This window comes from Ruegeria sp. HKCCD8929, assembly GCF_013031405.1.
Classification (GTDB): domain Bacteria; phylum Pseudomonadota; class Alphaproteobacteria; order Rhodobacterales; family Rhodobacteraceae; genus Ruegeria.
The window spans coordinates 520,992-540,606 of the sequence record NZ_WPZY01000001.1 but is presented as its reverse complement, the minus strand read 5'-3'; the positions used below and the strand labels follow the sequence as shown (position 1 = coordinate 540,606).

The 19,615-nt window shown below is 57.3% G+C and carries 17 protein-coding genes; 9 read left to right on the top strand and 8 right to left on the bottom strand.

Annotated features, from left to right (window positions below; all coding sequences use genetic code 11):
• Positions 1-127: 127 nt before the first annotated feature.
• Together GOX53_RS02455 and GOX53_RS02450 are read right to left on the bottom strand one after the other, a co-directional pair.
• Positions 128-1,300 carry a glycerate kinase gene (locus GOX53_RS02455; RefSeq protein WP_171173394.1) on the bottom strand — a complete coding sequence of 391 codons (1,173 nt, stop codon included), beginning with the start codon at positions 1,298-1,300 and terminating at the stop codon, positions 128-130.
• A 61-nt stretch (positions 1,301-1,361) separates the two neighbouring features.
• Positions 1,362-3,119, bottom strand: a complete 1,758-nt coding sequence (locus GOX53_RS02450; RefSeq protein ID WP_171173393.1) for an SLC13 family permease — start codon at positions 3,117-3,119, stop codon at positions 1,362-1,364.
• Positions 3,120-3,745: 626 nt separating this feature from the next.
• Between GOX53_RS02450 and GOX53_RS30070 the strand changes: the two genes are divergently transcribed.
• The 5 genes from GOX53_RS30070 (at position 3,746) to GOX53_RS02430 (ending at position 9,137) form a co-directional block, all read left to right on the top strand.
• Positions 3,746-3,880, top strand: coding sequence for a hypothetical protein (locus GOX53_RS30070; RefSeq protein WP_256415797.1), 135 nt, complete (start codon positions 3,746-3,748; stop codon positions 3,878-3,880).
• Between the two features lie 312 nt (positions 3,881-4,192).
• Positions 4,193-5,257 carry a hypothetical protein gene (locus tag GOX53_RS02445; protein ID WP_171173392.1) on the top strand — a complete coding sequence of 355 codons (1,065 nt, stop codon included), beginning with the start codon at positions 4,193-4,195 and terminating at the stop codon, positions 5,255-5,257.
• Positions 5,254-6,780, top strand: coding sequence for an ABC transporter ATP-binding protein (locus tag GOX53_RS02440; RefSeq protein ID WP_171173391.1), 1,527 nt, complete (start codon positions 5,254-5,256; stop codon positions 6,778-6,780). The genes GOX53_RS02445 and GOX53_RS02440 overlap by 4 nt, the downstream gene beginning before the upstream one ends.
• A 1-nt stretch (position 6,781) precedes the next feature.
• Positions 6,782-8,365, top strand: coding sequence for a HAMP domain-containing sensor histidine kinase (locus tag GOX53_RS02435; RefSeq protein WP_171173390.1), 1,584 nt, complete (start codon positions 6,782-6,784; stop codon positions 8,363-8,365).
• A 100-nt stretch (positions 8,366-8,465) separates the two neighbouring features.
• On the top strand, positions 8,466-9,137 hold the full coding sequence (locus tag GOX53_RS02430) for a response regulator transcription factor (RefSeq protein WP_171173389.1): 672 nt from the start codon (positions 8,466-8,468) through the stop codon (positions 9,135-9,137).
• A gap of 507 nt (positions 9,138-9,644) precedes the next feature.
• Here the strand turns inward: GOX53_RS02430 and nqrM are convergent.
• The gene (gene nqrM, locus GOX53_RS02425; RefSeq protein ID WP_171173388.1) at positions 9,645-9,875 is read right to left on the bottom strand and encodes a (Na+)-NQR maturation NqrM; all 231 of its coding nucleotides are present in this window, start codon (positions 9,873-9,875) and stop codon (positions 9,645-9,647) included.
• 21 nt (positions 9,876-9,896) lie between these two features.
• Positions 9,897-10,922 carry an FAD:protein FMN transferase gene (locus GOX53_RS02420; RefSeq protein WP_171173387.1) on the bottom strand — a complete coding sequence of 342 codons (1,026 nt, stop codon included), beginning with the start codon at positions 10,920-10,922 and terminating at the stop codon, positions 9,897-9,899.
• A gap of 374 nt (positions 10,923-11,296) precedes the next feature.
• On the opposite strand from GOX53_RS02420, the gene GOX53_RS02415 reads away from it, so the two are divergent.
• Complete coding sequence (locus tag GOX53_RS02415; RefSeq protein WP_171173386.1) at positions 11,297-11,821, top strand: CBS domain-containing protein; 525 nt, start codon at positions 11,297-11,299, stop codon at positions 11,819-11,821.
• A 36-nt stretch (positions 11,822-11,857) separates the two neighbouring features.
• On the opposite strand, the gene GOX53_RS02410 is transcribed toward GOX53_RS02415, so the two are convergent.
• The 3 genes from GOX53_RS02410 to GOX53_RS02400 all read right to left on the bottom strand — a co-directional run bounded on the left by GOX53_RS02410 (position 11,858) and on the right by GOX53_RS02400 (position 15,641).
• Positions 11,858-13,954, bottom strand: coding sequence for a Wzz/FepE/Etk N-terminal domain-containing protein (locus tag GOX53_RS02410; RefSeq protein ID WP_171173385.1), 2,097 nt, complete (start codon positions 13,952-13,954; stop codon positions 11,858-11,860).
• Between the two features lie 35 nt (positions 13,955-13,989).
• A complete protein-coding gene (locus tag GOX53_RS02405; protein ID WP_171173384.1) occupies positions 13,990-14,652 on the bottom strand; it encodes a sugar transferase in 663 nt (220 codons plus the stop codon).
• Positions 14,653-14,846: 194 nt separating this feature from the next.
• Entirely contained in the window at positions 14,847-15,641 is a 795-nt protein-coding gene (locus tag GOX53_RS02400; protein ID WP_171173383.1) for a metallophosphoesterase family protein, read from the bottom strand.
• A gap of 304 nt (positions 15,642-15,945) precedes the next feature.
• On the opposite strand from GOX53_RS02400, the gene GOX53_RS02395 reads away from it, so the two are divergent.
• Both GOX53_RS02395 and GOX53_RS02390 read left to right on the top strand, forming a co-directional pair.
• Complete coding sequence (locus GOX53_RS02395; RefSeq protein WP_171173382.1) at positions 15,946-16,209, top strand: hypothetical protein; 264 nt, start codon at positions 15,946-15,948, stop codon at positions 16,207-16,209.
• Positions 16,210-16,212: 3 nt separating this feature from the next.
• On the top strand, positions 16,213-17,559 hold the full coding sequence (locus GOX53_RS02390; protein ID WP_171173381.1) for a hypothetical protein: 1,347 nt from the start codon (positions 16,213-16,215) through the stop codon (positions 17,557-17,559).
• A 59-nt stretch (positions 17,560-17,618) separates the two neighbouring features.
• Here GOX53_RS02390 and GOX53_RS02385 read toward each other — a convergent pair whose 3' ends face one another.
• A complete protein-coding gene (locus GOX53_RS02385; protein WP_171173380.1) occupies positions 17,619-18,224 on the bottom strand; it encodes a transcription termination/antitermination protein NusG in 606 nt (201 codons plus the stop codon).
• 194 nt (positions 18,225-18,418) lie between these two features.
• Between GOX53_RS02385 and GOX53_RS29530 the strand changes: the two genes are divergently transcribed.
• Entirely contained in the window at positions 18,419-18,820 is a 402-nt protein-coding gene (locus GOX53_RS29530) for a hypothetical protein (RefSeq protein WP_217351629.1), read from the top strand.
• Positions 18,821-19,615 lie beyond the last annotated feature (795 nt).

The following is a 19,615-nucleotide window of genomic DNA, read 5'->3' as shown; positions in this document are numbered from 1 at the left end:
GACAGAGGACCTAGCGTGGCTTCACCGGCATGAGAGAACCTGACCATGAAAGTGTGACGGTCCAATTTGTCAGCGATCGGCTTGGTGCAACGCTGGTGAAAACACCATCGCCAGCGTTGCGGTGGTGTTATGCCGCGCTCTGCTTTTCCGAAATGTGCAGTCCGACGGACAACATCCGCATCGCGTCTTCGGCGGCGCGGCGAAGGAGGCGCTCGCCGTCGCGGATGGCATCTTCCAACGTGCACGGCCGCTTCAGGATCGAGGCAAAGGCTGAAATCCCGTGATCAAACGTTTGATCGACACCTTTTCCTATCGTGCCCGCCAGGGCGACGGTGGGAATACTTCGCTCGGCGGCGCGGCGAGCCACTTCGCAGGGCACCTTGCCATAGGGGCTTTGACCATCGAGGCTGCCTTCTGCCGTGATAACCAGATCGGCTTTCCCGAGCAGGCGGTCGAAATCGAGGTAGTTCATCACGATGTCGAACCTCGGATGAAGCGTGGCACCTGCAAAGGCAATCAGGCCCGCGCCCAATCCGCCCGAGGCGCCCGCACCCTGAGCCTCGCCAACATCAAAGCCGGTTTCAGCCCGGATGGCCGTGGCCCAACGTTGCAGAGCGGCGTCAAGGTAGTCGACCTGATCCGGTGTCGCGCCCTTCTGAGGGCCGAATACACGGGCGACACCGCGTGGGCCCAGCAACATGTTGTGCCAGTTCACCGCGGCATCGATCTGGACGGTCTTGAGGCGTGGGTCCAAGGTGGACAGATCAATCCGGTGGAGCCACATCAGTTCAGCCCCGCCGCACCCAATCTCCGCTCCTTCTTCGTCCAGAAGCCGTGCTCCGAGCGCTTGCGCCAGGCCGGCTCCGCCATCGTTGATGCCACTATCACCGCAGCCGACAAGGATTTGTTCCGCCCCGGCATCGAGCGCATGCAGGATCAACTCGCCCACACCGAAAGAGGTGGTCAGCATCGGGTTGCGCTGGTCGCGCGGTACCAGCGACAGACCCGCTGCTGCTGCCATCTCGATCACGGCCGTGCGCGGACCCGGCCCACCGAGAAATCCAAAAAAGCTGTCCACGGGGTCGCCGGCGGGTCCGGTGACCCGAGTTGGGATGATTGTGCCGCCGGTCGCACGTACCAAGGCCTCGGTAGTGCCTTCGCCTCCATCGACCATGGGGGCCTCCAGAATTTCCGCGTTCGGCATCGCGCGAAGGATCCCGTCCGAGATGGATTTGGTGACGTCGGTGACGCAGAGTGACTCCTTGAAACCGGACGGTGCGACAAGAATAGTCATGGTCATGTTCGGGTATCCTTTTTGCTTGAGGGTTGCAGGTTGGTAGGGAGGGTCTGGTGAGCGTCAGTCATCGGAAGAGACGGGACAGGCCGCGTTCGATCTGTTTGCCCGCGGTGCGAATGTCGGTCCCGGCCTGACGGAGATCTTTCCGCACCTGTGCGATAAGCGGTGGTTCTGATCGGGTTGGTGCCGAAGCTTCGCGGCGAGGCGGTATTAGGATGGGCCGGGCCGGTGCATTTGCCGTCTGTTTGGGCCGGGCCTGCGGGCGCAGGCTGGCAGCCAAAGGCAATGCCGGACGCTGGTCCTGCTGCCCGGCTATCGCAGCACGCTCCTCCATCGTCTGAGATTGCGTTTCAGTTGTGGCAGAGGACGTGGCACTGTTCTTGGTAGACAACGTCTCCAACTGGTTCGGCCAGACCCAGAGCGCAAACACGCAGATCAACCCGATTTTGATCGGAGCAAGCGGGAGCGCCAATTTGAACAGGTCTTTCTGCGTAAAGCCGGCGTCTTCCCTTAGTCCGAAGATGGCGACAGGTTTTGCGCTGACCATCATGGTTTGGCAGAATCCGGTACCCAGGACGGCTATCAAAATGGCAAGAGTCGTGTCATGTCCGAAACCGGCAACCGGCAGCGCCAGGGCCGGGATCAAGATCGCGGCGCGGGCTGAGCGAGAGGTGATCGCGAGATGAGATGCCACCGCAACAATTGACAGAAAAACCACGGCAGCACCGGTGTTCGTTACGACCGCTGCTGGAAGCAGCTTCAAGGCGGCAGCAGCCAGCCAACGGTCTGCACCTGTGTCGATTACGGCGACAGACAGCATAAGCGTGGCCGCCATGTAGAGCACCAACTCGACATCGACCGATCGAAAGACCTCCTTCGGCTTTCGCTCGCAAAACGGCGGAAACAGCAGCAAGACAGCGCCGCCAATCGCGACAATTGCTTCGTCAAGCCCGTGAAGGGGTTTCGCGATCCACAATCCGACGAGCGCGATGAGGACAATGAGGATACGCCGCTGGATGGTTGAATACCGTCCACGGTTTTCGGACGGCGTGATATGCGCCAGCCAAAGGCTCGGCGGGACGAAGATCACGAAAATCAGGATCGTAGCGAGAAAGACGGAGCCTGCCGCGAGAGGTGTCCCGATTTTCAACCACTCAAGGTAACCGACCTGCGGGCCGCCGGTGGCGCCAATCGCCTCAACGGCGACGACATGTGCTCCGGCTCCGATGAGCGAACCGCCCGCCGACAGCAAGATGGCTGTGGGAAACAACAGTGCCAATGGTTTGATCAGGCGGGGATCCGGAAGCGATCCGACCAAGCCAAGGAATACCGGCAGCAGCAGCGCCGCGCGCCCGGAAGTGCTTGGCAAAAGGAAGGCCGTAGCCGAGATGGCCGCCCCGGTCACTACAAAGAATGGCAGGACACGCGGAGCGCCGCGTGTCAGAGGCGCCACCAGACGCTCTGCCAGACCCGCCTCCTTAACCACTGCTGCAATGACGAAAGCTGCGAGCAGAAGCCAGACGATCTTCTCGCCGAGCGTATTAGTGAGCGCCTCTTGCGGTTGGGCACCGGTCACTACAAGAGCCAAGGCAGCGGTCAACGCCACCAAGCTGTCGGGTAGCCGCGTGGCAACCCAACCCACGACGGCGAAAACAGTGACTATGAGAACGATCTTGGCGTCTTGCGCCAACCCTGACGCTTTGAACCAGATGGCTGCTCCTACAACCGCGCCGATCGCAGCCGGAAGTAGTGCCGATTTCAGGCCCTCCGGCAGCTTGGGAAGTGTGAAGTCCCAGGGCGCGTTATGTGATGTTGTTGTCATCAGTGGCCTCTTTTCGTCAGCGGGCGCGGTCGCGTCCGGATGGCGAATTGAATAGAGGCGGGGGCTGACGACCGTGCGGTCAGTGTGATGAACGGCAGATGTAGGGGTTTATGAACGTTTTATGACAATCGGCTTTTTGCGAGTTGTGAAGGCTGGGCGTGCCGTCTGCTGAATTTAGTTCCGACCTCCGAAACGCCGATGACCCGTGTCAAGAAAGTGGGCGATGAATGAGGCGGAGGGAACGACCGACTATCGCGTTCATCTCACGTTCATCTTTCTGAAAGAGTGCGTTTCATCTTTTGGAGTAATATTATTGGTTCGGACCGGCGAGACGTCGGTTTGAAACATGTATTGGCGAGCAGGGTATATCAGTGTCAAAGCATGATTGCTGGGGGGTGCATAAGATCAGGAAGACGCACGGCAGATTGCCAACTGCATTGTGTATAGTCGTCGCGTTATTGATCGGTTTCGGTTTGACGGCGCAAGCGAGTGCGCAAACCGCAAGCTTTCGGTCCGTGGACAGGAATTCCGACGGTGTGTTGAGCTTCAATGAACTTGTCGCTGCCTTTGGTCAGGCTGGTGCGAGAAGACTGCTCGAAAGGTCCGATCGCAACGGAGATGACCGGTTGACCATACCCGAACTGCGATCAAGCCGGGATGACGATCAGTACAATGGCGACGACAGAGACGATCGGGACGACGATGATGACCGCGACGATGATAACAATGGCGATGGCGACGGCGATGATGGCGACGACTAGAGCGAACTGATCTCACTGCAAATGAACTGGCGACTGGTCAGGCAGAGTTAATCTCTTGCTGGCGCAACTAAAGCCTGTAACGCCTTTATTTTTAATCAAAAAGCCTTCTTGTTTTATCGCATGAGGCCTCGCAGCTGGGCAACTGATTCCCAAGGGAAATGCTGGATCGCATGAGGGGTTTTTCACGCATCCCTAATACGCGTTCATCTGATGTTCATCTGATTGAACGCAACGCCTTCATCCGGCTTTGCGATTGTTCTCACAACAGGCTGGCAAAAGCGATGCAGCGAAACGCCAGCTAGGGAGCAAGGCATGAAACAACTTTCCCAAATCACTCCGTCGATCTGCGAGATTGCAAAATGGGCCTTCACAACCCGGAGGGTTGATCGGTCCGATGTGCATGGCCTCTCCACTCAATTGCGCCATGCGAAAGCAGGTGACCTGATCCTCTGCGAAATCGTCGAAATCGGGCATCACAAAAAAATTCAGCTGGCCGAACGGCGTGCCTCGATCAGCTATCCGGGTGACTTCGTTGTGCTTTGTCTTGGTGACCGCTACGCGCCCGACCAGTTTCTTGCCAGCGCGGTCATTGACGACGATCTCATCGACCTTGTGGCGGGCGGCGGTGTCGCTGGTCGCGTTGATGCCGCCCACGAGTTCATGGACGATCCGACCCGGTTGAAGCCGCTGGGTCTTTTGACCAATGCCGCGGGACATACGATCAACGTTGCCGACTATGCGCTGTCCGCCTTGCCGGCCAATGACCGGGTGACGGTCATCGGCGTCTTTGGTGCGTCGATGAACTCCGGCAAGACAACAGCGGCGTCAAGCCTGGGCCATGGCCTGATGAGAGCGGGCTACGCCGTGGCCGGTGTCAAGGCTACGGGCACTGGGGCCTTTGGAGACTTCAACAGTTTCGAGGACGGAGGTGCCCCTGCGTTGGACTTCACCGATGTAGGTATGGCGACGACCTTCCGCACACCGCTTGAGCGGATTGAAGCAGGTTTTGACACTTTGGTTGCCACCGCAGCAGAGCGTGGAGCCGAGGTGGTGGTTGTCGAGATTGCAGACGGTGTCTTCCAACAGGAAACCCGCGCAATTCTTCAGTCTTCCCGCATCCGCGACCGGCTGGACGGCATCCTTTTTGCGGCACCTGACGCGCTCAGCGCATTGGGCGGTGTGACAGTGCTGAAGAGGGTAGGGCTCAGCCCCTTTGCCATCTCCGGAATGATCAGCTGCTCGCCAATGGCAGCCGCGGAAGCCGCCGAAGTCACCGGTCGACCGATCTTGTCGCGTGAAGACCTGTGGTCGCCCGAAGTGATCGCGCGCCATGTCGCACCGCTGATGCGCGGCGAACCGGAAGATGTGGCCGCATGACTGTCCTTCCACCACTCACCACAAGGGACCGCGTCGTCGACGCGGTCCTCGTGGTTTCCTGCGGAATAGGGCAGGCGGCGGCCCTTGCGGTAGCAGCATTCGCCACACGTGACGGTTTTGCCGCTCTGCATTCCGGCAATGGCCTGGCGATCAACACGGTGATCGAATTGGCAACCTCTGGTGTGATTGCCGCCGTGTGCTTCCTCGGGTCTCGCTACCGCGCGGAGGCATTGGGGCAGAGCTATGCAATTTCGCTGCGGCGCGCGCTGTATCGGCAGATTGCGCGCCTGCCGAAATCGCGGCACGAACAGCGCCGCGTCGGTGCCTTGTCGTTGAGATTTGTCGGCGATTTGTCGGCCGCGCGCCTGTGGTTCGGGCGCGGATTGCCCGATGTATTGTCTGCCTCTGTTGTCCTACCCGGCGCAATTGCGATCTTGTTTGCTCTCAATCCTGTTGTTGCAGGCGTCGGACTTGTGCCACTTGGTGTTGCTTTGCTTGTCATGGGTGCTACCGCTTGGCATTTGGAGCGCCGTCACAGCCAGCTCAGGCGGCGCAGAGCCAGCATAGCGATCTCCATGATCGAGCGTATTGCCATCGCACCCGAGCTGGATCTGATGGGGCGGACGAACAAAGAGCTTCGCAGGCTTGACGATCAGGGCGCATCACTGCGAAACGACGCGATGGCTCGTCGTGGTAAAACCTCCAGTTTACAAGCCATTCTACAAACGGGAGTCGCTCTTTCCGGTCTCCTGATACTGTGGCTCGCCGGCCGAAACGGTATCGCACCAGCAAGTGTTGCTGCGAGCCTCTCTGTTCTTGGTCTGATCGCGCTGCCCCTGCAGGATCTTTGCTCGGCCTGGGATCACTATTGCGCCTGGCGGGTTGCGCGTAGGAAGGCCCAAAGGCTGCTTTCGGAGCCGATCGTAAAGCGACGGTGGCCCCGTAAGCGCCATTCAGTGACCGTCGAGGTGCGCGGCACACTTGATCGCGAACCAGTAGCGTTCACGGCGAAGCAAGGCGTAGTGACCCGCTTGCGCGGCGAACACGCCCATGTCTTGGCGCGGTGCATTTCCGGCCTCGACAAATACGGAGGCCTGGACGTCCTCTATAATGGACAACAGAAGACCCCACGGATCGCTTACATCGGAGATGATCACATAGGGCTCCAAGGCAGTTTGCGACGGTCCGCATCACTCATGTGCCGGAAACGCCCGAACGACCGGAACATCGCCGAGGTTCTTCGCCGTTTTGGTCTGGGCAACGTTCTTGCCGCGCCCCGCAGCCTCGACCAGCGCCTGTCGGAAAATGGCAATGGTTTGTCTGCTGAGCATTCAATGAAGCTGGATCTGGCGCGTGCCGTGTTGGGTGAGGCCGACGTTGTCGTCATTGCTTCGCTGAGGTGGTGGTCAGTTGGGAAACGGAGCGACTTGTTGGAAACTTTCTGCCGCCAGTCCGCAGCAACCGTCATATTGGTCGAAACAGAAAACGCTCATAGTCTTAAGAAAAATTCGAAGGTCATCTGACATGCGTTCATCTACTCTCTTTGGAATCTACGCCACCGTCATCATCGGCCTTTTGGTGGGGTTGGCGGGGCTCACGCTCTATAGCCTTGAAAAGTCCCGCTGGTGGGATGCGCGCACCCAGCTTGCACAGGAATCATTCGGGTTGCACCTGAAGCTCGAAGCGAATCTCTATCGTTTGTTCAAGCAACACGGTGATGCTTTGCTCATCGGGGATCGCGACGGTGGAAAAGGGGAGAGCGCCCTTAAGGCAAAGATCGCGCAGAATCTGGCGGACATTCGTACCGTCATTGCGCGCGAGATCCAGATGGCCGGCGAAGAGGAAATCGAGGAACTGGAACTTCTCGACGAGATTGAACGGGATATCCAGTCCGTCAACGCGGCTATCGCGACTCTTACCGCAACTGGCGATCCGATCGAGACATTCGTTCAGATCGAGCGTTTGGCCGCCTTGCTGGACGGTGATATCGACGATGAACTTGATCGCAAGATCCAGGCGGCGCTCGAAGAAGAACTGGAAGAAGTCGAAGAGGTGATTGCGGAGTCAGCTGCTTTTCGGACCTGGAACAAGCAGTTGGTTTACCTGATCACTCTGGTCGCGCTTGCGACGCTGATGGTGGCGCTGGTGTCGTTCAATGGCCAGATCAGACAGCCGTTGATCCGTCTATCAGAAGGCCTAGGCCGTTTGCGCAACGGCGATTATTCTAAATCGGTAAATCTGGGGGGGAGCCGGGAGTTTCGGGATCTGGGCGGCGTTTTGGACAACATGGCAGAGGGTCTCGCCGCACGCGAGGTAAGCCGCGCGGAGCAGAAAAGGCACCTCGAGGAGACGGTCGCAGTACGAACAGCCGAACTTCAACAACTGATCGACAAGCTTGAGACCGGCGAAGAAAACCGGAAACAGCTTATGGCGGATATCAGCCACGAATTGCGAACACCGCTGGCGATTATCCTTGGCGAGGCCGACGTCACGCTGCGGACATCGGGCAAGTTGAGTACGGATGTCTCAGACTCCCTTGCGCGCATTCGTGATTCCGCTAAGCACACAAACCAGATTGTCGATGACATGTTAACCGTGGCACGTTTTGAGGCTGGGCAGCTGAGGCTGGATCGGAAAGAGACGGATCTGCGCAAAGTGTTGCGGGATGCCGTGGCGATGTTCCCGGGTCAGGTTGAGGTCGAAAGTCCCAATACCCAAATCTGTGCACCCGTCGACGAAGTTCGGCTCCGCCAGTCCGTACTCGCGCTGCTGCAAAATGCGCGTCGCTACGGCGGTCCGACTATATTAGCGAAATTGGAAGAAAGCCCAACAGAGTGTACTATTGCCATCGAAGACGATGGCCCCGGCCTCAGCACTGCGGAAAAGTCGCAGGCGTTCGATCGGTTCTTTCGCGGATCAAATGCGTCGGGGCAGGGCATCGAAGGGAGCGGCCTTGGGCTGCCTGTTGTGAGGTCCATTGTCGAAGCCCATGGTGGCACGGTCGACCTGCTGGATCGCGACGAAGGCGGCCTGAAAATCGTAATAGCTTTGCCAAAAGAGCCCCGGATGAAAATTGTGTCCACCAACACATCGCGCAAAACCGCTTAATGTCCGGTTTCCATACGCGGACACCACTCACAGGATATCAACTCATGCAACAGATCGCGTTTAGAAATCGGGGGAGAGTCGGACAGTGGTGGTACTATAGATGAACATCCTGCTTGTCGAAGATGAGGCGCGTGTTGCCGATTTCATCCGTCGCGGCCTGGCTGCAGAAGGTTGGTCCATCGATCATGCGGCAAGTGGCGAAGATGCTCTCGAACACGCCACTGCAAACACCTACGATGTCATTTTGCTGGATCTGATGTTGCCCGGCATTCAGGGGCAGGATGTGTGTCGCAAACTACGAGCCCGTAAATCAAAGACGCCCGTTCTGATGTTGACAGCGCTGGATAGTCCCGAGGAAAAAGTCGAAGGTTTGAAGATCGGGGCAGACGACTATCTGCCAAAACCCTTCGACTTCGACGAACTCATCGCCCGGGTTGAAGCGCTCCACCGCCGTGCCAACGGGTATGCGGCGGACCTTGGCGACACAGTCATTACCTGTGGAACGTTGACCTTCGATCGAACATCACTGCAGGTCTCAATCGCCGGAGAGGAGATTCAGTTGTCCAAAAAGGAACGCGATCTGCTCCTTCTTTTTCTGACAAACACCGGTCGAGTTCTGTCGCGCGAACGGATTCTGAATGCCGTATGGGGCCTGAACGCCGATCCGCTGACAAACGTTGTCGATGTCTATGTAGGGCGTCTCCGTCGCAAGATCGGTGCAGAAGGTCAGCGGATCGTGACGCTCAGGAATGTCGGGTACAGGATGACGTGAGTAACCTAACGTTCGTTTCCGCTGTATAATGCGTTGGTGGGCGTTGTGTCGAGTCAGACGGCAAGTTTCCGGCTGTTTCCGAGTTAAAGCTCTGTGTGTCTGCGATCTTGCCGACCGGGACTTTCGTGCTCAGCATGTCCTCAATTGCACGCCGCTCGAATAACCCTAGGTCCGTGTTTGACGTCGCCGGTTCCCCTTTCTTTTCAGCAAGATATGGGATTTGTCGCAATCCACTTTAGAATGTGCCTCCCATCGGCCCTTGCGGCCTTATAATCATGATTATGGTAAATAATTGCCGATGACTGCCTCGAAAGTGTGCCTCGATTCCCTTAATCGGACCAAGCGGAAATTTATGGTGATAAAAACTGACGAAGCAAGTTGGATCGACATGTCTCTGATCTCATGCAGTTTACTGCTGAAATCAGCACCGGTGTGTTTAGAGGAAGAGTTGCCGAGCCCCCAATCAACGTACTTTATCGGCATGGGCGCCAGCTAAACGGGCTCCGGTTACTCGTCCATGTCGGTCAGCATTTTCCGCGCACGCGGGCATTGTAGTTGGTCGCGCAAAGGGCTGTCAGGGTCGACGTCCTTTTGGCACACCACACATTTGTCGGCGCCTGAGATCGCGTTGAGTCCACCGCAGCTGCCTTTGATCGTTTTACCCATCAACATAACACCCAGCGACATGCCGACCATCACGATCAGCAGCAGTACGAAAGCCAGAAGAAAAGTGGTCATGGTCGCTAGTGCCTGTTTGGGTCAGTTCCGCGCCAGCACATCCTTGAACGCGCTGCTTTGTACAGTGATATAGGCTTCTTCGCTATCTGTCACATCTCGCGAGATGAAGAACACGGCAAGTTTATGGGCCTCGGCCACCTTCATGCCGGCGTCTTGGCCCATCGCCAGCATCGCCGTGGCCCAGGCATCCGCCATCATCGCGTTTTCAGCCACCACCGTCACTGATGTCGTCCGGTGCGTGATCGGGCGCCCTGTGGTCGGGTCGATAATGTGGGAGTAACGTACTCCGTCCTGTTCAAAGAAATTTCGGTAGTCGCCAGAGGTCGCCATGCCTAGATCAGTGGCCGGGATCACCAACTGCACCGTTTGCGCACCCGGCTCGGGCTTTTCGATGCCAATTCGCCACGTCTCACCCTCATCATTTTCACCGCTGGTCACCAGGTCGCCGCCAATCTCGACCATGTAATCCTCGATGCCCGCCGCTTTGAGTGCCCCGGCCACCGCGTCGATACCATAGCCTTTGGCAATGGCGGCAAGATTAATCCCGACCCCCGCGTCAGCTTTGGCCAATGTCTTGCTGGGCTGGTCAAGCTGTAGCAGGCTCCCCTGCCCCACACGTTGGAGCGCTTCGGCAATTGCTTCGTCCGAGGGCACCGCATCCTCGGGCTTGCGCGGGCCAAAACCCCAGAGCTCGATCAGAGGCCCGAGTGTGATGTCGAACTTACCTTCGCTTTTTCTATGCACATCATTGGCCGCCGCGATCACGGTGGCGAACTCGGCTGAAACTTCGACCGGTGCAGTGCTGTCAGAGGCCGAGAATACCGACACTTCGGAATTCGGGTCCCAATTGGACATTTTAGCGTTCACCGCAGCCAGGGTATCTTCGACTGCAGTGCCCAGTTCTGCCTCGTCCAGATCCTCGCCAATCGCGATGATGTTATAGGTGGTTCCCATGGTCTCGCCCGACAGGCGGACGACCTCGGGTTCCTTGTCGAAGAGACAACCGGGGACGAGCAGGATCAGAGCCAGGGCAGACCAGCGGCGCATGGTGGGGACCTCCGAGAAGACAGCACCCGGCGTATGCCAGCGGTCCCATGCGGAGTCAAATCGCCTCAGTATTCCAGTGGCAGAAAGGCGAGCGCCATCAATCCAAGTGCCGCCGGGATGCCGTAAACCCAAGCGCGGCGCTGCCAGCCTTGGCTTCGTTCTTTCCACGCCAGCCGGAATCGGTGTCCACATACAACCACTGCAAACACGATGAGCGCTCCGGTCAAAGGGGTCAGGTGTAGACTCTGCAAGTTGCTGATATCCTTTGGTTTGCGCCCCTTAAGCGGGATGTGACGCATTTCACTCTATACACATCACAGCCCTGCGGTAAGGTGGAAGAGAAGACGCAATTCCCGCACAGGAGGAGACCGATCATGGCTCCAAGCTCATACCAAGCGCCCAAGCGTGGCGACAAGGCCGAAAAAGTCACTTACAGCCAGACGACCGAGTCGAATTTGTCGCATACGCAAACGACCGTCTCAAAATTGCTTGAAGGCAAGGGTGATGCAGTGTTCTCGGTGCGCCCGACCGAGACCATCCGTGAGGTGGTCGGCTTGCTCAAGGAAAAACACATCGGTGCTCTAGTCGTAACCGATCAGAACGGCGCGCTGATGGGGATTCTGTCTGAGCGCGATATCGTGCGGCGCATGGCCGAGACGCCGGGTCAGACACTGCCTCAATCGGTTGAAGATCTGATGACCCGCAATGTTCAGACCTGCTCACCGGACGACTATCTGATGGATATTCTGAGCCGAATGACGGAAGGCCGGTTCCGCCACATGCCTGTGCTGAAGGATGGTAACCTGTGCGGCATGATCACCATCGGTGATGTCGTACACTTCCGCCTCAAGGAGCTTGAATACGAAGCGCTGCGCATGAAGCAGATGATCGTCGGTTAAAGCATCCTTTGCAGCCGACGATCGGATGACCGCCTGTCAGGCATCATAGTATTGCGGGTAGGTGCCATACCCCCCTGCCCCACCATACTTCCATGCCCGAGCAACATCGATTTGGGACAGCACCAATCCTGTGACACTCAGATTGACGCTGGAAAACTGCTGCAATGCGTCTGCAACCTGGGTTCGCGTGGTTTGATTCCAAGCGACCGAAATGAGTATCGCATCCACAGACTGACCGATGATGCGTGCATCCGGAACCGCCAGAACCGGTGGGCTGTCTATCAAGATATGATCGTAGTGCGCGCGCAATTCGGTCAGGAATGTTCGGAAACGGGCTGACGAGAATACGTCCGCCGCGTTCACGTAGGATGTCTCACCGGTCAGGACGTCGGCGCCGAGCACCGCATCATGCCGGATTACTTGCTTCAGCGGCTGTTTGCCGGAGATTACCTCAAGTAATCCAGCGTCGGGACAATCCGGAATGTACTGGTGAAGGGTGCGACGGCGGATATCGCCTTCGACAAGCAAAACGCGTTTATCCAGACCCGCGAGATTTTGTGTAAGAGCAATGGCGTTCGTGGTTTTTCCCTCTCCCGGAACCGCAGAGGAAATCAGGATGATCTGTGGTGGAGCCTCGAGGTCAGACAGCAGAAGCGATGTGCGCAGGTTGCGAACAGCTTCGGAAGCAACAGATGTCGGCCTGTCGCGCAGGTACGGCACAAGCTGATCACGGTCCCGCACTTGGATGCGAGGAATCTGCCCGATCACTGGAAGGCCCGACTGTGCCTCAAGCTCTTCCGCTGTACGGAACAACCCGGTCTGGAGCCGAAGTCGGAACAGGATGAGCGCGGCACCGACCACGGCCCCAAGGAGAATTGATATCGCGAGTGTCCGCACCCTTGCGGGCTCGGCATATTCGCCGGGCGTGGCTTTCGAGAGGATTCGGCTGTCGGCCTGTTGCAGCCCTCTCTGCACGGCAGTTTCCTTGAGGCGTGCGAGGAAGGTTTCGTAGAGAACGCTGGTGGCGTTGGCGTCCCGCTCCAACTGGCGAAGTCGCACCAGATCCGCCGATTGCGATTCGAATGCCTTTTGCAGGGTCACCAGCGACGCTTCGAGTCCGGTTGCCTGCTGTGTCAGGCGAGACAATTCAGCGGTAGTTTCGGCGTGAAGGTTCTGAAGGCGAGCATTGAATCGGTTCAGCGCCCGCGTTGTGTTGGCCGTCACGGCATTGGCCAGATGATCGAGTTCCGGATCTGCCAACTCGGCTGCCAGTTGTAAATCGCCCCCTCGCATCAGCGCTTCTATTCGGGTCAGACGCGCCTTGGCTGATACTTGCCGGTTCCGAATATCTGCCAATCGACTGCGCATGTCCTTGGACTGGCGGTTCAATGCTTGCAGGGCTTCGACGCTGCCGAATTGCGACGCAGCGCGCAGTTCTTTGACTTGGTTCTCTTTTGCGACGATGTCCAGTTCGAGTGTGGCCACGCGCTGCGAAAGCCAGTCAATCGCGTTTTCGGTTGCCTGATACCGGGTGCCGATCTGGTCTTCGATATAAAGCTGCGCCAATGTGTTCGCGATCAGAGCTGATTTTTGTGGGTCGCCTGTTTTGGCGCTGATATGAAAGACATAGGTGCTCGGAAGGTTGCTAACCGCGATCGCATCCGCCACCGCCGATACTGTTTCGTCAATCGTGGTTGCTGGAGATGGGTCGGCTTCCAAGCCGAAGCGTTGTAGCGGGATAATCGGCTCGGTGCGTAAGTCCTTGTTGAACTCAGGGTCGCCGAGCAAGTCAAGTTCGGTCACCAATTGCTCAAGCAGTTGCCGTGAGCGGATAACCTCGATCTCAGTATTGAGAACCGGAAGGTCGGTGGACAGGCCTGGCATGACGCTGTCCAGGTCGACCACCCGCTCGGTGCGAGCCTGCAAGGCCAGTGCGGCCGTGGCCACGTATTTCGGGCTAGCGACGGCAAACGCATAGTATCCGCCGATCAGGCCGATTATTGCCGCACAAATCGCAATCACCCATTTGTGGCGCCACAGCGTTACGAAGAGGTCAAGGAGATCGGCTTCTACCGGCTCAGCCGCTGGTGGTTGGCCGGTTTGGATCGTCTGGTAAGTGAAACGGTCCAGCATCAGGTGTTCAGCTCTCACTTCTTGCGCATGTGGTTTCAGGTGCCCTCAAATCGAAATACGACCAGAACCGTGCGCCAAAAGATCCACATCTCAAGGCGGAAGCCGGCGTTGTCGATGTAGTGAATGTCTGCACGAACCTTGTTGGCGACAGTTTCGGCCCCATGCGCGTACCCCACCTCTGTCTGCGCAAGACCACTTATTCCCGGTTTGACGGTATGGCGAGTTCGGTAGCCGGGCACGGTTTGCAAATAGTGTCGGGCATGGTGGAAATAGTCCGGGCGGGGGCCTATGAGGCTCATGTCGCCTTTCAGGACATTGATAATCTGGGGGATTTCGTCGACGCGCGTTTGTCGGAGGAACCGCCCCAGCCGGGTGATGCGGTGCGCCTCAGGCGGGTCGTGCGGCCTGCGGATCACGCGCCGCGCAGCTCGCATTGTCCGGAACTTGTAAGCGACAAAGGGCTTGCAATCCCGGCCCATTCGGATTTGAGCAAAAATCAAGGGACCTCGATTAAGGAGGGGATTGAGCACAATTAAAACGGCAGCAGTTGTCAGCAGTATTGGCAACAGGCAAGTTGCCAACGCTACATCGAAGCCACGCTTGCAGATTAAGAACGTCTCTGTTGACCGCAGGGCGCTGTAGGTTGTGAATTCGACAGGAACTTCTTGATCCGAACGCACCGCCTCAAAATCGAACATTCCTGTACCCGCCGTCTCACCTTCAAGATTGTGCCTGGCCACCTGCGGCGAAATCCGCGCGCATGATCGCTGGCACAAAGGTATGATCCGATCAGATGAGTAAAAACTTCGTTAATATTAATAAGAAGTTATGACAAATTCAGCGTAGTGCTCAGTTTTATGGTGTTGAACGGCAGGAAGTGATTTAAATCGCCTCAGTTGTTCTTGTGGTATTCCGTGCTGCTACCACCCGTCGTTATGAAACGGACCCGCCCGCGTGAAATCTCTGCCGCTGTCAGTTGACCTGTGACAAAGGCGCCGGTGTCAATGGATATCAATCCATCCTGCAAGCCAGGTTCAGGTACGATGGTGTGACCGTGTACGAGCCAAAACCCGTCCTGTCGCCGGTGCTCACCTAAAGCCGTACGCCCCCAAAGCAGCACACGCCGGTCCTGCTCAGCCACGGATACGGTCGGGTCCATTGCCGCATGAGCGACGATAACATTACCACATTGCCAAGTAAGTGGGCGCGTGCGTAGCCAGTCCAACAAGTCTTCACCCATCGCTGCAGAAAGGCTTTCGGCAGCAGCGACCGCACCGTCGCCGCTAGTGACCTCGGTAACGTCGGTCACGCCGAAACTTGCAAAAGTCTGCAATCCGCCATTCTGAAGCCACAGTCGTCCGACGCGCTTGGGATCGTCGACAAACCGCAAAAGCATTTCTTCGTGGTTTCCGAGGAGGCAAATGACCTGCCGTCTTTCATCGCGTGCCAAAGTGCGTAAGCGGCGCAAAACACCCGCGCTGTTTTCGCCGCGGTCAATGTAGTCTCCGACAAAAACCAGGGGATAATCCGGGTCAAGCTGGGTCAGCAGTTCTTCAAGTAGATCCAGACGCCCGTGGATATCGCCGACGGCATAGAACCGATGGTCTGGTGCAATTGGAGGGTATGGATCTTCGGAGGAGGTCTGCGGTGTTCCGCCTGCCAATCGTTTGAACAACTCTGAAAACATGCAACTCGTGTCCGTTCCGGCGGGGTTATGGGCTGACGGTCGCTCGCGATTTTCGCTCGGAAGCTTTGTTGAGAATGGTGCAACGCCGTGTCCGGGAATTCAACAGTCGGGTTCATTTAGATTACCAAAGTGAAATAGTTGTGACGCAAGCGATTGTAATTTTCATTAATAGCAAGGTGTTACAACATATGTAGGCATCTATTTAGAGTCGATCCCGACCCCTAACAACCTGCAAACCAGCCGTTCGGGCAACGGTATCCTGTCCGCGCCTATGATGAGCGCCGAAAACACACAGGAGAAACCCATGCCCTCCACCACCTTCAAGTTGACCTCTGACTGGGTCACGGCAAACCGGCATACCGCGTCCGCGGATCAGGACATTCTGCTGAGCAATGTCGGCGGGTCGTCAGTTCAGTTCGAAATCACGACGGATGATGCCTTTCCCGCTCTGGGCGCCTCGCAGGGGCACACGGTCCAGCCAAGTCGGTCATTCGCCATGCAACTCAAAGCCGGAGAGCGCCTGTGGATGGCTGGCGACAACGCACAAGCCACACTGCTGGTCGGGTGATTCATGTTGGCAGGAGGTCGTTTCGAAAAGGGGCGTTTCGCTGGCAGCAGGCTGACGGCACGCCCCGCCAATAGCCAATGGATCGCGTACCAGGCAAACGGATACACTCCGGATTTACTGGGTGACTTCGCGCTGAACACTTTCAAGGGGGCTGGAAATGCGGCCGTCGGATTTGCGGATTTGTTTGCGTTTGAAAGAGCTTCGGAGGCGACTTTCACAGATGCAACCGGTGTGCTGAGAGTGGCGGCTGCGGGCGTTCCCCGGGTCGACCACGTTCGGGATAACGGAGAATGGGTGGCCAAAGGACTGCTCGTGGAAAGTGAGGCGCGGACAAATCTTTTCTCCTGGTCGAGTGCGTTCGATCAGGCGATCTGGTTCAAGACCCGCGCCGGAGTTGCGGCGAATGAGGTCTTGGCACCTGACGGCACGGTCTCGGGCTGCCGCTTTACAACCACAGCAACGAACTACGACGGTTCGGTGCGCCAGAATGCCAACTACTCAGCCGGGGATGTCTTGACGTTTTCCGTGTTCGCCAAAGCCGGGGATCGAGGTTTTGTCTTTCTGCGTGAGCGTACGACCGGGGTGCCGAAGGACAGCTATTTCGATCTTGTGAACGGGGTTCCCGGAGGTGTGAATTCAATCCACAACGCCAGCATGGAGGATGCTGGCAATGGCTGGTATCGTTGTGCGATCACCGTTACGGCAACGCAGAACGGGGACACTGCGTTTGAGATTTATAACTCCGAAGAGGATCTGAACACGTCTTCAACTGCCGCAGGGTACACGTACATCTGGGGGGCGCAGCTAGAGTTGGGGACGGCACCCTCATCGTACATCCCAACAATGGGATCAGCAGTGACAAGGGCGGCTGAGAAGCTGAGCGTTCCTTCGGGCGGTCTTCCCTTTTCGTCAATGCCGTCAGCCGTTTCTCTGACGATCAAAGGGGAGGTTTGCCATGCGGAGGGGAACGGCGACGGAGCGGTGTCTCTGCTGCGATGGAGGGCTGATGCGGACAATCAACTCCGGCAAGATATCCTTACACTGTCGCCTGATACGGGTCGTTTCGAAGTGACGCAGACTAGCGGCGGCGAAATTGTCTCGGTGTCCTCGGTAGCAGGAATTTTTGGCCCGGGCCGGCCATCGTTCGGTGTCGCGTCACGTCATGGCGCTCAGTTGAACGGGGCACATCAGGGCAGTGTTCTGATTGCAGATGGTTCTGCTCCACCGCTTGCCGATTTGGCAGGTGCACCGATTGAGCTTGGCACTGCATTTATGGGGCATATCTCCCAATTCGGTCTTTGGGCGGCTGATATCGGAGATGTTGGTCTTATTCAGGCTTCCGCTATCTGAGTGTGCATCTGCGCGTCTGGGTTTCCGCCCAGACGCATCAGATGGATTCAGAGGCGGGTTCAGCCGCTTGATTGACTCTCAAGCCGCTGCACGATCCCACGGGAAACAGTAGTACGCACATCGCGTCCCATCAGGCTGATTAGCACTTCCAGGCGTGCATTTGTGTCAAGCCGTTCAACCGTCGCTACGATGTCTGCAAATGGTCCCGACAGAACTCGGATACGGTCACCGTCGGCAAGTTCATCGTTTGGTGTAAAAAGGCCATGCCGGTCGCAGCGGGCCAACAGTCCGGCCATGAAGGGCGCAGGCAGAGGGCGCGGGTTTTGGGAGTTGTTTAGGACAAGTCTGGCGACACCGCGTGTGGAATTAATCGCGTGCCAGCCGGGAAGCTTCGGGTCGAACTGGACGAACAGATAGCCGGGAAACAATGGCCGGGCCTCGGTCTTGTGCCGGCCCCGCACACGCAGAGTTTCCAGCCGCGACGGACAGAAGGGTTTGTAGCCCTGGCGGACGAGATTGCGTTCGGCAAGCAATCGGCCATTGCGTCGAAGTTGAGCGACAAACCAGTTTTCGGAATCTGATATGGCGCCCGAATTACGGCCGCCATTAATGCGATTTGGCGACAGAGCAGTCCGAAAGGCATCTGGAGAAACCCGCTCATTCATTTCGATTTTACCTTATGTTTTTCACTCATTTGAGACTTAGACACCTGTTAAGTTCTGCGCTTCTAGCTTTGGAGTTGTTGCATAGAGAGTGGGATCGTCAGGATTGGGGTGAGAGTATGGTCCGGTTCCTAAACATGCGCTGTTTGGCGCAGGCAGTATTGTGTGCAGCTGTGGGCACGGTTGGGTGGAACCCAGTGGCCGCGAGTGAGCAGGCGCCACGAACATTTGTCGTGAACAGCGATTTCGGAGGCCGGATTGATCGTCGTGCCGAACAGGTCCGGCAGTTGCGTGCGCGCCGAACCCGGGTTGAGATCCGTGGTCGGGTCTGCATGTCGTCCTGCACCATGTTCCTGGGCGCGGGGGATGTCTGCATCGACCCCGATACTGTGTTTGGTTTCCATGGTCCCAGCTTCTGGGGCCTTGCGCTGGATCAACCGAGTTTCGACTATTGGAGCGGAGTTATCGCAGAACATTACCCGGAGCCGTTGAGAGCTTGGTACATGGATCGCGGGCGCTATCGCCGCACCGGGTTCTTTCGCATATCCGGACGTCAGATTATCACCTTGGGGTACCCGAGTTGCTCCGTTCAAAGCTGAACTCCTAGTTGTTCACCGATGTGTTGTTCGTCGAGTTGGCGGACCCGGAGCCAGCGGCTACGGCAGCGGCCGCGGCACCGAGGCCGAGGGCTGGTGCCAAAAACCCGACCAAGTTTGTGGCGCCGGGAGTGACGTTCGGGGCATTCGATGCGGGCCGTTTTACGGGCGACCTGCTAGAGCAGGTGACTTTAAGACGCCTGTCCCCTGCCCACTTGGCCCGGATTATCTGTTTATCACCGCACGCTGCCTGCTTCAGGGCCACATCCATAGCAGAACTCTCCTGCGCCTGTGCGTTCAGTGGCAGGAGTAGAACGGTCGCCAAAGCAAAAACTCTTGAAGACATTGGGGAACTCCACATTGTTCCGCGACGGTTAAGGGCAAAAGTTAAAATTCTACTAATGTGGGAGACAAAGGTTGCGCCAAGTCAGGCGTAAAGACATTGACGCAACACGTGTTTTTTGGAGAGCGGCAATATGCGAGAGACGAAGATCACCGGTGCTGCAATTGGGTTTGGCGGAGAGCCTGCCTGAGGCGTTCGATGCCAGATGCCACTGTCAGACGGCGTGGTAGTGATGGCATTCCCATCACACCTATGAGCTTAAGGTGGAAGATATTTTGGATGATACAACTTTAACGATTGAATTCTGCTCGTAATCGGCTAATCCAATGGGAAACCACGCGCCGATTTCGGGTAGGGACAATCCTGGTCTCTTCCGGTGCGGTAGCCGTGGGCATCTCTTCGCCTGACAGGTATGATAATCGCCGGGTCTGTGCTTCGAGCCAGCCACTTTCCGA

Excerpts from the sequence above, each read along its gene's own strand:
- GOX53_RS02435 (WP_171173390.1), top strand. The coding sequence starts at position 6,782 with ATGCGTTCATCTACTCTCTTTGGAATCTACGCCACCGTCATCATCGGC.
- GOX53_RS02450 (WP_171173393.1), bottom strand. The coding sequence starts at position 3,119 with ATGACAACAACATCACATAACGCGCCCTGGGACTTCACACTTCCCAAG.
- GOX53_RS02455 (WP_171173394.1), bottom strand. The coding sequence starts at position 1,300 with ATGACCATGACTATTCTTGTCGCACCGTCCGGTTTCAAGGAGTCACTC.
- GOX53_RS02390 (WP_171173381.1), top strand. The coding sequence starts at position 16,213 with ATGTTGGCAGGAGGTCGTTTCGAAAAGGGGCGTTTCGCTGGCAGCAGG.
- GOX53_RS02410 (WP_171173385.1), bottom strand. The coding sequence starts at position 13,954 with ATGCTGGACCGTTTCACTTACCAGACGATCCAAACCGGCCAACCACCA.
- GOX53_RS02420 (WP_171173387.1), bottom strand. The coding sequence starts at position 10,922 with ATGCGCCGCTGGTCTGCCCTGGCTCTGATCCTGCTCGTCCCCGGTTGT.
- GOX53_RS02440 (WP_171173391.1), top strand. The coding sequence starts at position 5,254 with ATGACTGTCCTTCCACCACTCACCACAAGGGACCGCGTCGTCGACGCG.
- GOX53_RS02445 (WP_171173392.1), top strand. The coding sequence starts at position 4,193 with ATGAAACAACTTTCCCAAATCACTCCGTCGATCTGCGAGATTGCAAAA.
- nqrM (WP_171173388.1), bottom strand. The coding sequence starts at position 9,875 with ATGACCACTTTTCTTCTGGCTTTCGTACTGCTGCTGATCGTGATGGTC.
- GOX53_RS02385 (WP_171173380.1), bottom strand. The coding sequence starts at position 18,224 with ATGAATGAGCGGGTTTCTCCAGATGCCTTTCGGACTGCTCTGTCGCCA.
- GOX53_RS02430 (WP_171173389.1), top strand. The coding sequence starts at position 8,466 with ATGAACATCCTGCTTGTCGAAGATGAGGCGCGTGTTGCCGATTTCATC.
- GOX53_RS02405 (WP_171173384.1), bottom strand. The coding sequence starts at position 14,652 with ATGTTCGATTTTGAGGCGGTGCGTTCGGATCAAGAAGTTCCTGTCGAA.
- GOX53_RS02400 (WP_171173383.1), bottom strand. The coding sequence starts at position 15,641 with ATGTTTTCAGAGTTGTTCAAACGATTGGCAGGCGGAACACCGCAGACC.
- GOX53_RS02415 (WP_171173386.1), top strand. The coding sequence starts at position 11,297 with ATGGCTCCAAGCTCATACCAAGCGCCCAAGCGTGGCGACAAGGCCGAA.
- GOX53_RS02395 (WP_171173382.1), top strand. The coding sequence starts at position 15,946 with ATGCCCTCCACCACCTTCAAGTTGACCTCTGACTGGGTCACGGCAAAC.